Raw genomic sequence first — 12,826 nt, 5'->3', positions numbered from 1 at the left:
ACAGCCACAGCCAGATTGGGTCGACAGCTGCCTAGGCCACGCTGCGATCCGTATTTTCTGACGACGTTCCGGACGACTCCACGGCTTCCGCCATGTCGTCGTTCGAGAATGGCTCCGTGCCTTCAATGGCGGGCGTCACCAGCTCAACCACCTTGCTGCGCGACAGCATGCCCAGGAATTCATCGTCTTCGCCCGTTACGGCCAAGGGTTCCGTGCTGCGCAACAAACGGGCCAGGACTTCGTCCAGGCCCGCTGTAGCAGGCACCGATGCCATGTCCTGGACATAGCGGGCAATATCGCGCGCCCCTTCCTGCACCGCACGGACAGCAGCAGAACGGGTAAGAATGCCTGCCAGCCGTTTACCATCAAGCACCGCAGCATAGTCAAAGTCCAAACCCGCCATCCGTTCGGCCGCATGCGCAGGGCGTGAGCGCATGGTCAGTGTCAACGAAGGCGCATTACATGCATGCGCGGCATTCAAGACTTTGCCACGATTCACATCCTGCAGAAAGGACTGCACATAATCATTGGCAGGAGCCAATAGAATGTCTTCCGGCGTGCCTTCCTGGATCAGTTCACCATCTTTCAGGATGGCGATACGATTGCCCAGGCGCAGGGCCTCGTCCAGATCGTGGGTAATGAAAACAATGGTTTTATTCAGCTGCGCTTGCAACTGCAAAAGCTGGTCCTGCATTTCACGGCGTATCAGCGGATCGAGTGCCGAGAAAGCTTCGTCCATCAGCAGGATTTCGGCGTCGGTAGCCAGCGCCCGCGCCAATCCAACCCGCTGCTGCATGCCGCCTGACAACTGATGCGGATACTGGTTCTCGAACCCTGCCAGCCCGACTTGCTCGAGCCAGTGCTGTGCACGTTGACGGCGTTCTGTTTTGCTCATGCCCTGCACTTTCAGGCCATATGCCACATTCTCGATGACGGAACGATGAGGGAACAGGCCAAAACGCTGGAACACCATGCTCATTTTTTGCTGGCGGAATTTTTCCAGTGCCGACTTGCTGAGCGTGACCACATCGACATCATCAACCAGTATCTGTCCTGCACTGGGTTCGATCAAGCGATTGAAGTGTCTGATGAGAGTGGATTTTCCGGAACCCGAGAGTCCCATGATGACATAAATGCTGCCATCTTCAATCGACAGGCTGATGTCTCGCAAACCCAGCGTATGTCCGCTTTTGGCAAGCAACTCTTCCTTGCTGATACCTTTCCGGGCGGCATCCAGCCAGCGTTCCGGTTTGGGCCCGAAGATTTTGAAAATATTGCGTACTTCGATTTTGCTCATGTCAGGCCCCCTTTTGTTGACGACGCCCGAACTCTTGCGTGATGCGATCGAACACAATGGCAATGATCACTATGCCCAGACCGGCCAGAACACCACGGCCAACCTGCAAGCGGTTGATGCCTTGCAAAACCTCGTAACCGAGTCCCTTGACTCCAATCATGGAAGCAATCACCACCATGGCCAATGCCATCATGGTCGTTTGATTGACGCCGGCCATGATATTGGGCATGGCCAGGGGAAGTTGCACGCCGAACAGCTGCTTGGCCCGGTTAGCGCCAAAAGCTCGTGACGCCTCCAGGACCTCGGAATCGACCAGACGTATGCCCAGGTCTGTCAGTCTGATGACGGGCGGCACGGCGTAGATAATGGTTGCAATAATGGCGGCAATCTTGCCCAGATTGAACAGCATGACCACCGGAATCAGGTAGACGAAGCTCGGCATGGTCTGCATGACGTCCAGTATCGGCAGCATGATGGTGCGCAGCCACTTGAAGCTGGCCATCAGTATGCCCATTGGAATACCTATGCCGACGGAAATGAACACGGCAACAATCATGAGGGAGAGCGTCTGCATGGCAGCATCCCACAGCCCGATAAATCCGATCAGGCACAGCATGACACCAATGAAAAATGTGAACCCTATGCGGCGGCTGGCCAGCCAGGCCAGGCCCATGACTACAAGCACTACCGCCCACCAGGGTGAGTAGCGTACGATTTGGTCCATCCAGATCAGGACATCCAGCAAAGGCTGGGTCAATGCGCGCAGCAGTTCGGAGTAGTTGGAAACAATATTACCCACGAAGTCGTCAATGGGCGCGCGCAGCGCACGGGGCGCTATAAATTCTGGAAACATGAAAGAAGCTCCGTAAAACTCGTCAAGACAGTGAGCCGCCAGGCTCACTGTCTATGGAACCGGCCATGGCCGGCTGAATGAAAGACGAGTGTTAAAGAGCGGCTTTCACACGCTCGGCAACGTCGGCAGGCACCCAGGCGCTCCAGACATCAACCTGGTTTTTCAGAAACCACTGGGCGGTCGCATCGGGCTCTGCCTCGTTTTCTTCCATATATGCCATGGCTTTATCCATGACAGGCAGCGGCACAGCCACTTTGGAGAGGAACTCGGTCAGCTTGGGCGCATCTTGTGTGAACTGAGTAGTGACTGCCGTAAAGACAGGATTCTCGGGATAAGCGCTGGGTTCGGGATTAGCACAATCGGGATCGGTCAGGCAGCTATGCTTTTCTTTATCGTAGGCTGGCAACTCAAGCTTGACCAGATCCATGGAGCCCACCAGAGGCGTTGGATACCAATAATAGAAAACGACGTTTTCCTTGCGCTTGTAAGCTGCTGTCAATGCGGCTTTTTGCGTAGCACCTGTACCGGGCGAGAACAAGGTAAAGGTGTCGCCCAGGCCCAGGGCTTTAAACAAATTGCCACTAACGACTTCGCAGCCCCAACCGGCCGGACAACCATAGAAGCGGCCTTTGCTAGGCTCTTCCGGATCTTTAAACTCATCCTTGAACTTGGGCAGGTCAGCTGCTTTTTTGAGTTCAGGTAGACGCTCGGCCGTGTACTTTGGAATAAACCAGGCTTCACCGCCCATGTAGATGTCGCCTATGCGCTTGACCTTACCGGTAGCCTCGGCCTTTTCCCAAGGTTCGGCAACGCTGTTCAACCAGATCTCGGTATTGATATCCAGGTCGCCGCGCTCCAGAGCGGCCAGCGCCGGCAGGGTCTCGGTGGGCAGGACTTCGGACTTGCAGCCATAGCCCTTGTCGGCGATAAAGCGTTCGACTTCGACCAGGACCAGATTGGACTCCCAATTCATGCCGCCAAACTTGATGGGGCGATCAAGTTCGCAAGCGGGGCCATCAGCTGCTTGCGCAACGTTGGTGCCAGCGCTCAGGCCCAGAAGTGCGGCAGCCAGGCCAAGGCCCAGCACAGATTTTTTAAACGACGAGGAAATGGCGCTCGAAGAGAACGCAGGATGCGTGGAAATCGCATTTAAAGACATGGCTGTTTGCCTCCTTAAGTTACTTGGACGCATCGCATGAATGTGGTGCGCCATATGGCTCAGGGGGTGTGCGGAAGACGGCTGTGCCGCCGATACATACCGACACTAGCGTGTGAAGAGTACCGGGTACTCGTTGACAGGTAATGGAGTCGAACAGACCTACCATACGCCAGAACTGAAAAGACTAAGCCAGCCAAGGCTGGCTTAGTAGGTGGCAGCATTTTATAAGTTTTTAACGCTAAATGTAAACGAGCATTAACCCTGCACCGTATTTGCCCGGCCCCTCAGGACTTATAAATATAGTCGCGACGCCACGGATACGCGATATCTGCGGGGTAATCCAGTTCATCGCTGCGGCCATGACCGCGAGACTGCGCCAGCACTTGATGCAGCGCTATCCAGCCATGCTCGAAACCCATGGCGCAACCTGCCAGGTAGATACGATAGGCGCGTAACGAGCGCTCGCCGTTTTCGGCGCTCAGGGTCTGACGCGCCTCGGGCAGCTTCGCTTCAAGCGCATCACTCCAGGCCCACAGAGTGCGGGCATAGTGAGGGCGCAGATTTTCGATATCGAGGTCTTCGAGTCCACCATTAGCCAGATGTTCGAGTACATGACTGATGTGGGTAAGCTCGCCCCCGGGGAAAATATATTTTTCAATGAACTCGCCCATACCTGCGCCCAGTTCGGCATTATCGACGCCACCCGCAGTGATGCCGTGGTTCATGATCAGTCCGCCCGGACGCAACAAACGCCTGAGCTTGGAGAAGTATCCGTCGAGCTGCGCCCTGCCCACGTGCTCGAACATACCCACTGACGCAATCTTGTCGTAGGGCTGGCCCTCGTCCAGCTTGCGATAGTCGAGCAGCTCCATGCGCACCCGCCCACCCAGGCCTTTTTCTTCGATGAGCCGGTTGACATATGCATGCTGATTCTTGGACAGCGTAATGCCTGTGGCATCTACACCATAGTGCTCGGCCGCCCACAGCAACAGGCCGCCCCAGCCGGCCCCAACGTCCAGGAAGCGCTCGCCCTGGCTCAGCCTGAGCTTGCGGCAGATATGGTCGAGCTTTGCCTCTTGTGCCTGGGCGACGTTCATATCGGGGGTTTTGAAGTAGCCGCAGGAATACACCCGGCGCGGATCCAGCCACAAGCCGTAAAAATCGTCGGAAAGATCGTAATGAAACTGAATTTGCCGTGCATCGCGGTCGACGGAGTGACGCCACACCGACACCAGGCGTCGAATCAGCTCGGTCAGCCGCCCTACACGCGCCGCTTCGATTGGCGAACCGGGCAGTATGGACGCGGCCAGGCGCATCAGGTCGCGCATGGAACCCTCTATGTCGAACTTGCCTTCGACATAGTCTTCGCCCAATACGCCCACCTGCCCCGTAGCCAAGTGGGTCAGCGTCGAGCGATCTTTGACGAGAAGGTGTATTTCGGCATTGGAATCCCCCACTTTCTGACCATCTGGCATGGTCAGACGTACAGGCAGGGGCAACGATGCCAGCTTAGTTTCAACAACAGACAAGACCGAACTCAAGACCGACTCCTCTAGTAAAAAAACGCCGGACAATATGGCGCCATTAATATTTGGAAAAGGAAATTGACACTGTTCAAGCATGCTAAGATGCCACACGATACCACTATATAGAAACACCTTCCGCCCCCTGTTGCGCTGATGCTGCAACACTCTTCAGATCAGCCGATGCCTTCGCAGCAAAACACCTTGACCACCATCCCCCCCTGGCTAGTCCTGATGGGGCTGCTGACCGCCATAGGGCCGTTGGCCGTCGATATGTATTTGCCGGCTTTCCCTGCCATCGCGCAAGGACTGGGTGCCACACCCGGAGACGTTGAACGCACCCTGGCCAGCTATTTACTGGGGCTGGCCCTGGCCCAGTTGTTCTACGGGCCGCTTGCAGACCGCTACGGACGAAAAAAACCCCTGATGCTGGGCCTGACCATCTATACCGTGGCAGCCGTTGCTTGCGGCTATACCAACGATATCGAACACCTGGGTTTCTGGCGTGTGGTCCAGGCCTTCGGCGGCGCAGCAGGCATCGTCATTCCCCGCGCAGTGATCCGCGACAACTTCGATACCCGGGACGCGTCCAAAGCCTTGTCCCTCCTCATGCTGGTCATGGGCGTCACACCCATACTGGCGCCTATCCTGGGCGGACAGGTACTGGCTTTCGCGAGCTGGCGCGGCATATTCGTCATCATGGCGGCTTGTGGTGCCATGTTGCTGGTAGCGGTGGCACTGACCATGCGCGAGACGCTCAAGCCGGAAAGAGTTGTCCCCCTTGGGGCAGGCGTCATTGCCCGTAACTATCTGGCATTGCTGTGCCACAAGCGCTTTATGTGCTACACCCTGGCGGGTGGCTTCGGGGCGGCTGGCATGTTCAGCTATATTGCGGGATCACCCCGTATCTTCATCGATATCTACCAGATCGACCCCCGTTACTTCGGCTTGCTGTTCGGCCTGAACGCAGCAGCCCTGATTATTGCGGCACAGGTCAGCGCACGGTTGCTCAGCCGCCATACCCCCGAAAAGCTGTTGCGTCCCGCACAAATCGTACTGACCGGCGTCACCCTGGTGGCCGTCGCCCTGACGCTGGCCAATGCCATCAACCTGGTATCGCTGATGGCTTGCCTGATGATCTTCATGGCCAGCCAAGGCTTCGTCAACCCCAATTCCGCCGCACTTGCCTTGCGCGAGCAAGGCCAGCGCCTTGGTGTGGCCTCGGCCATGATGGGCGCCCTGCAGATGCTTTGCGGCGCCGCTGCCGGATTGGCTGTCAGCATCTGGCAATCGCCAACGGTCTTGCCACTAACCGGCGTACTGGCGCTTTGCGCCTGCCTTTCGTGGTTTTTTGGACGCATGGCACTTAACGCTGCCCCACAAGCTACTTGATTAGATTAGACTTTTCATATTAGAATGATGGGCTATTTCGGTTTAGGCCGAACCTGGTATATGCTTTGCCAGGGCATGCATTGAATGCAAGCAGCAGGTTTTTCAGGCGCTGCGTTTCAAATGATTTGTTTCTGGCGATTCGCACACCGGTCAGGCAATACGTACTGACCTTGCATGTTTTTTTAAGCACATTACACAAATTAAGAGGTATGACCATGGCACGCGTATGCCAAGTTACCGGCAAAGGCCCAATGGTGGGCAACAATGTTTCGCACGCAAACAATAAAACCAAGCGTCGCTTTTTACCTAACTTGCAATCGCGCCGTTTCTGGGTTGAAAGCGAAAACCGTTGGGTTCGCCTGCGTGTTTCGACCAGCGCGTTGCGCACCATCGACAAGAACGGTATCGACTCCGTCCTGGCCGACCTGCGCGCCCGTGGCGAGCTGGTCTAAACCCTCGCCAACGATCTAACTTCAGGAGCTCATCATGGCAACAAAAGGCGTTCGCGAGAAAATCAAGCTCGAATCCACTGCCGGTACTGGTCATTTCTACACGACCACCAAGAACAAACGCAACATGCCCGAGAAAATGCTGATCAAGAAATTTGATCCCGTTGCTCGCAAGCATGTCGACTACAAAGAAATCAAGCTCAAGTAACGAGCCCGGAAAGGCGCAGGCCTTACGCACGAAACCGGCTCTAGCCGCCGTACTCGTACGACTCCTGGCGCCCTCCCGCAAACCCTGCTCCGGCAGGGTTTTTTTCTGTCCAAGCGCAGCCACCGCCACCATACCGATTGCATCTTATAATCGATGGTTTGCATAACCTCTTTACGAATACTGGATCCCATGCAGGAACGCTACAGCCCGAACGACGTCGAAAAAGCCGCACACGATAATTGGCAGGCGCGCGACGCATATCGCGTCACCGAACACGCCAAGGCGGCTGATGGCTCCAGCAAACCCAAATTCTATGCCTGCTCCATGCTGCCCTACCCCAGCGGCAAGCTGCACATGGGGCATGTGCGCAACTACACCATCAACGACATGATGGCGCGTCAGCTACGCATGCGTGGCTACAACGTGCTCATGCCCATGGGATGGGACGCTTTCGGCATGCCTGCCGAAAATGCGGCCATCAAATCGCAGGTTCCTCCGGCCAAATGGACCTACGACAACATCGCATACATGAAGAAGCAGATGAAAGCCATGGGCCTGGCCATCGACTGGTCGCGCGAAATGTGCGCCTGCGACCCCAAATACTACAAATGGAATCAGTGGCTGTTCCTGAAAATGCTCGAGAAAGGCATCGCCTATCGCAAAACCCAGGTCGTCAACTGGGACCCCGTCGACCAGACTGTGCTCGCCAATGAGCAGGTAATAGACGGCCGAGGCTGGCGTTCCGGTGCCCTGGTCGAAAAACGGGAGATTCCAGGCTATTACCTGCGCATTACCGATTACGCCGAAGAGCTGCTGAGCAAGGTCAAGGATGGCCTGCCGGGCTGGCCAGAGCGCGTACGCCTGATGCAGGAAAACTGGATAGGCAAAAGCGAAGGCGTACGCTTCGCCTTTACACACAACATTACCGATGCTTCCGGCAAGCTGATACAAGACGGACGCATGTATGTATTCACCACGCGCGCCGACACCATCATGGGTGTGACCTTCTGTGCCGTGGCGCCCGAACATCCCCTGGCCACACACGCAGCGCAAAGTAATCCTGAGCTTGCCGCCTTCATCGAGTCCTGCAAGAAAGGCGGCACAACCGAAGCCGAGATGGCCGCACGCGAAAAAGAAGGCCTGCCCACCGGCCTGTCCGTCACCCACCCCATCACGGGCGAACCCGTACAAGTATGGGTAGGTAATTACGTGCTCATGAGCTACGGTGATGGCGCCGTCATGGGTGTTCCCGCCCACGACGAACGCGATTTTGCTTTCGCCAAAAAATATAATCTGCCCATCCAGGACGTGATTACGATCCCAGGAAAAACATATTCCACCGAGCAGTGGCAAGACTGGTATGGCGACAAGCAGCAGGCGCAAACCGTCAATTCCGGCCGCTACGATGGTTTGAGCCACGCTCATGCGGTTGGCGCGGTCGCCGCCGATCTGGCCACTCAAGGCCTGGGCGAAAAACAAACCACATGGCGCCTGCGCGACTGGGGCATATCGCGCCAACGCTATTGGGGCACCCCCATACCCATTATTCACTGCCCCGACTGCGGTCCGGTGCCCGTGCCCGAGCAAGACTTGCCCGTGATTTTGCCCGACGATCTCATACCCGACGGCAGCGGCAACCCCCTGACCAAACACGAAGGGTTCTTGTCCTGCCATTGCCCCAAGTGCGGCGTGGCAGCACGGCGCGAAACCGACACGATGGATACCTTCGTGGACTCGTCCTGGTATTTCATGCGTTACACCTCGCCCGACAACGACAATGCAATGGTCGACGAACGCAACGATTACTGGATGCCCATGGACCAGTACATCGGCGGGATCGAACACGCGGTCCTGCATTTGCTGTACGCCCGTTTCTGGACGCGTGTCATGCGCGACCTTGGCCTGCTCAAGTTTGATGAACCTTTCACCAAACTGCTATGCCAGGGCATGGTGCTGAATCATATTTATTCGCGCAAGAACGCAAAAGGTGGCATCGAATACTTCTGGCCCGAAGAGGTCGAGAATCAGTACGATGGCAAAGGTGCCATTATTGGGGCAACACTGCGTGCGGATGGCTCGGCGGTGCAATATGGTGGTATCGGCACCATGTCCAAATCCAAGAACAATGGCGTCGACCCCCAGTCGCTGATCGACTCAATGGGAGCCGACACAGCCCGCCTGTTCGTCATGTTTGCCAGCCCCCCCGAGCAAACGCTCGAGTGGTCTGACTCTGGTGTGGAAGGTGCCAACCGTTACCTGCGTCGCCTGTGGTCCTTCTGCCACAACAGGCAAGCCGATATACGGCAAGGTATCAGGCCCGGCATCGACTGGTCCAGCGCCGACGATGCCTCGAAAGACTTGCGCCGCGAAATACATACGCTGCTCAAGATGGCCGATTACGATTACCAGCGTACCCAGTACAACACTGTCGTGTCCACCTGCATGAAAATGTTGAATGCCCTGGAATCCGCTACGCTGAACAGCACTCCAATGGCCCAGGCTGCACTGGCTGAAACAACCTCGATACTACTGCGTGTACTCTACCCGGTCGTGCCGCATATTACCTGGCAGCTCTGGCAAAACCTGGGTTACAGCAAAGTCCACGGTGACCTGCTCGATGCCCCCTGGCCTACCGTCGATGAAGCGGCCCTTATCGCCGACGAAATCGAACTGATGCTACAGATCAATGGCAAGCTGCGTGGCTCCTTGCGCGTCGCCAATGGCGCCGAAAAGTCCCAGATCGAGCAAATAGCCACTCATCACGAGGCAGCCTTGCGTTTCCTTGAAGGCCGTCCACCCAAACGGGTTATTGTCGTGCCTGGAAAACTGGTCAACATCGTCGGGTAAAATCAAGCATGCACATCTCCATGACCAAGCTCGCCCCCTCCGCCCTGGCGCCGCAATACTGCTGGCGCGGCTTGGTCTGCATAGCGCTCTGCCTGGTTTTGACGGCTTGCGGCTTTCGCCTTAAAGGCGTATCGCCGCTGCCGTTCGACACGCTGTACACCAACATCAACGAAAACTCCGAATTCGGTTCCAATCTGCTCAGAGCCATCGCTGCAAGCTCGCCTGGCATACGCTTCGTCGATACACCTGCCGACGCCGAAGCCAGGCTTACACAATTGCAAAACAATCGATCTCTGCGTGAACTGTCCATCAACGCCGAAGGCCAGGTTGAAGAATACGAGCTGAATCTGGTGTTCACATTCCAGCTGACCGACAATCAAGGGCGCATTGTCCTGCCCCCCACCGTGCTGCGATCAACGCGCGAACTGCCTTACGATCCAACGGTAGTGCAGGCCAAAGAGGGTGAAATCACCATGGTCTTCCGCGAAATGCAACAGTCGCTGGTCAGCCAGATCGTGCGCCGGCTGTCTTCCCCAGAAGTCAACACAGCCTTTGAAAATGCAGAGTCCCTGCCTGTAGACGAAAGCCTGCTCGCGCCGCCAGCAGAATCCACAACCGACGCAACGACTTCGGTTCCCAAAATGGGCCCCATGTCGCCGCGCAGCGCGCCTCAAATCAATCTTGATGGCAGTTCTTACTGAACCGGCCAGGCCATATGGGACGCCGCCTTGATGCCGACAGTCTTTTAAATCTGCTCAAAAAGACGCCCGCTCTTGAGCCGCTGTACATTGTGTCCGGCGACGAACCGCTGCTGGTCATTGAATCCTGCGATGCCCTGCGCGCGGCTGCCAGCCAGGCAGGCTACACCGAAAGAATCAGCCTGACCATGGACGCGCGTAGCGATTGGTCCACAGTCATTGGCGCCACGCAGAATGTTTCCCTTTTTGGTGACCGCCGCCTGGTCGAACTGGCCATTCCCGGCGGCAAGCCCGGCAAGGCTGGTGCCGAAACCCTGCTCAAGCTGGCGAACCTGATACAGACGCAGGCATTGGCCGACACCATGCTGATAATCAGCCTGCCACGACTAGACAAGACAAGTCGCAACTCAAAGTGGGCTCAAGGTCTGTTCGAGGCAGGCACCTCCATCGAAGTCACCAGCATCGGACGCCCGGCGTTGCCACGCTGGATTGCCCAACGCCTGGCGCGCCAGGATCAGCAACTGGACAACGCAACGCTGGAGTGGATGGCTGACAAGGTCGAAGGTAACTTGCTCGCTGCACATCAAGAAGTTCAGAAGCTGGGTCTGTTATACCCTTCCGGCCAGATCAGCGGCCCGGAGGTTGAGCGTGCCGTGCTGAATGTGGCACGTTACGATGTGTTCGGCCTGCGCGACGCCATGCTCAAGGGCGAGCCCGCCAAGGCGCTCACGATACTGACGGGACTGCGGGCCGAAGGCGAGGCCCTGCCACTGGTATTATGGGCAATTGGAGACGAAGTTCGTGTGCTGGCGCGCCTGGCAGCCAGCCGTGGCGCTGGTCATGACCTGACCGCCGAAATGAGACGTCAGCGTGTATTCGGCCCGCGCGAACAGCTCCTGCGGCAAACCCTGGACAGACTGCCAGCCCAGGCATGGCCCGCTGCCGTACAACACGCGCACGACATAGACAAGCTGATCAAAGGCCTGAAAGTGCCGGGCCGGCTGGACGACCCCTGGGAAGAGCTGGGCCGGCTGGCATTACGCATTGCCCTGGTAAAAAAACTGGGATAATCCCTGTAGCAAGCCTTTTATCGTTATCACCATGACAAAACCTTTAGCTTCCGGCGCCAGCGCCAACCATACGCTCAATGCCGATATCACCGTGCTGGGCCAGCAGGCACGCGCTGCCGCAAGACAAATGCGCAACGCTTCGGGCCAGACCAAGACGCAAGCCCTGCGTGCCATGGCACGCCTGTTGGACACAAAAAAAGAAGAGCTTCAGGCGGAAAATGCCAAAGATCTCATTGCGGCAGAAAAAAACGGCCTTGAGCCTGCGTTGCTGGATCGCCTGAGGCTGTCGGACAAGGCACTTGCCACCATGGCTGCAGGCCTGCGGCAAATTGCCGATATGCCTGACCCGGTCGGCAGCCTGACTGCCAGCAGCACGCGTCCCAATGGCATGCGCGTCGCACAGATGCGTGTGCCGCTGGGGGTGATCGGAATTATTTATGAGTCCAGGCCCAACGTCACTATTGATGCGGCAGCGCTATGCCTGAAATCAGGCAACGCCACAATATTGCGGGGCGGAAGCGAAGCCATACATTCCAATGTGGCGCTGGGCACCATCATAGGCCAGGGCTTGGCCGAAGCCGGCTTGCCGTCGCATGCGGTACAAGTGGTAGGCACCACCGACCGGGCCGCTGTCGGCCAGCTCGTCACCCTGACCGACTACATCGATGTCATCGTTCCACGCGGCGGCAAAGGCTTGATCGCCCGCCTGGCCCGGGAAGCCAAAGTACCGCTGCTCAAGCATCTCGACGGCAACTGCCATGTCTATATTGACTCAGCAGCCAACCTCGACAAGGCGCACGACATCACGGTCAATGCAAAAACCTACCGCTATGGCATTTGCGGAACCATGGAAACCCTATTGGTCCACACCGACATCGCGGCCAGCATCTTGCCGCGCCTGGGCCAGACTTTTAAAGAAAAAGGCGTGGAACTGCGCGGCTGCGAACGTACGCGCACCTTGCTGCCCCAGGCCCTGCCCGCCACCCAAGAGGACTGGGAAACCGAATACCTGGCACCCATTCTGGCCGTACGCATCGTAGATACGCTGGACGAGGCCATGGACCACATCGCACGCTACAGCTCGGAACACACAGAAGCCATCATCACCGAAAACCTGTCGGCCGCCACGCGCTTTCAGCGCGAAGTAGACTCCAGCTCGGTCTATGTGAACCTACCCACCTGTTTTGCAGACGGTTTCGAATATGGCCTCGGCGCCGAAATCGGTATTTCCACCAACCGCCTGCATGCCCGCGGCCCTGTGGGCCTTGAAGGCCTGACCACCCTTAAATGGGTGCTGGCTGGCGACGGACAGTTGCGCGGCTAAGGCCGA

At 57.1% G+C, this 12,826-nt stretch carries 11 protein-coding genes; 7 read left to right on the top strand and 4 right to left on the bottom strand.

Annotated features, from left to right (window positions below; genetic code table 11):
• Window positions 1–31: 31 nt before the first annotated feature.
• The 4 genes from ERD84_RS08310 to ERD84_RS08295 all read right to left on the bottom strand — a co-directional run bounded on the left by ERD84_RS08310 (window position 32) and on the right by ERD84_RS08295 (window position 4,850).
• Window positions 32–1,297, bottom strand: coding sequence for a quaternary amine ABC transporter ATP-binding protein (locus ERD84_RS08310; protein WP_130039166.1), 1,266 nt, complete (start codon window positions 1,295–1,297; stop codon window positions 32–34).
• A gap of 1 nt (window position 1,298) precedes the next feature.
• Window positions 1,299–2,150, bottom strand: coding sequence for an ABC transporter permease (locus ERD84_RS08305; protein ID WP_130039165.1), 852 nt, complete (start codon window positions 2,148–2,150; stop codon window positions 1,299–1,301).
• A 91-nt stretch (window positions 2,151–2,241) separates the two neighbouring features.
• The gene (locus ERD84_RS08300) at window positions 2,242–3,309 is read right to left on the bottom strand and encodes an ABC transporter substrate-binding protein (RefSeq protein ID WP_245150648.1); all 1,068 of its coding nucleotides are present in this window, start codon (window positions 3,307–3,309) and stop codon (window positions 2,242–2,244) included.
• A 284-nt stretch (window positions 3,310–3,593) separates the two neighbouring features.
• Entirely contained in the window at window positions 3,594–4,850 is a 1,257-nt protein-coding gene (locus ERD84_RS08295; protein ID WP_130039164.1) for a class I SAM-dependent methyltransferase, read from the bottom strand.
• A 165-nt stretch (window positions 4,851–5,015) separates the two neighbouring features.
• On the opposite strand from ERD84_RS08295, the gene ERD84_RS08290 reads away from it, so the two are divergent.
• The 7 genes from ERD84_RS08290 (at window position 5,016) to ERD84_RS08260 (ending at window position 12,820) form a co-directional block, all read left to right on the top strand.
• Window positions 5,016–6,224, top strand: a complete 1,209-nt coding sequence (locus ERD84_RS08290; protein ID WP_130039163.1) for a Bcr/CflA family multidrug efflux MFS transporter — start codon at window positions 5,016–5,018, stop codon at window positions 6,222–6,224.
• A 215-nt stretch (window positions 6,225–6,439) separates the two neighbouring features.
• Window positions 6,440–6,676: a 50S ribosomal protein L28 gene (gene rpmB, locus ERD84_RS08285; RefSeq protein WP_130039162.1), complete on the top strand. Its 237-nt coding sequence runs from the start codon at window positions 6,440–6,442 to the stop codon at window positions 6,674–6,676.
• A gap of 34 nt (window positions 6,677–6,710) precedes the next feature.
• Entirely contained in the window at window positions 6,711–6,881 is a 171-nt protein-coding gene (rpmG, locus tag ERD84_RS08280) for a 50S ribosomal protein L33 (RefSeq protein ID WP_130039161.1), read from the top strand.
• Window positions 6,882–7,070: 189 nt separating this feature from the next.
• Window positions 7,071–9,728 (top strand): leucine--tRNA ligase, encoded by a 2,658-nt coding sequence (leuS, locus tag ERD84_RS08275; protein ID WP_130039160.1) that lies wholly within the window; start codon window positions 7,071–7,073, stop codon window positions 9,726–9,728.
• A gap of 20 nt (window positions 9,729–9,748) precedes the next feature.
• Window positions 9,749–10,429 carry an LPS-assembly lipoprotein LptE gene (locus ERD84_RS08270; protein WP_245150647.1) on the top strand — a complete coding sequence of 227 codons (681 nt, stop codon included), beginning with the start codon at window positions 9,749–9,751 and terminating at the stop codon, window positions 10,427–10,429.
• 14 nt (window positions 10,430–10,443) lie between these two features.
• Window positions 10,444–11,496 (top strand): DNA polymerase III subunit delta, encoded by a 1,053-nt coding sequence (gene holA, locus ERD84_RS08265; RefSeq protein WP_130039158.1) that lies wholly within the window; start codon window positions 10,444–10,446, stop codon window positions 11,494–11,496.
• A 31-nt stretch (window positions 11,497–11,527) separates the two neighbouring features.
• On the top strand, window positions 11,528–12,820 hold the full coding sequence (locus tag ERD84_RS08260; protein WP_218947938.1) for a glutamate-5-semialdehyde dehydrogenase: 1,293 nt from the start codon (window positions 11,528–11,530) through the stop codon (window positions 12,818–12,820).
• Window positions 12,821–12,826: the final 6 nt, after the last annotated feature.

The organism is Pollutimonas harenae, from assembly GCF_004153685.1.
Classification (GTDB): domain Bacteria; phylum Pseudomonadota; class Gammaproteobacteria; order Burkholderiales; family Burkholderiaceae_B; genus Pusillimonas_C; species Pusillimonas_C harenae.
The sequence above is the reverse complement of the archived record's forward strand: the minus strand, read 5'-3'. Positions and strand labels throughout refer to the sequence as shown.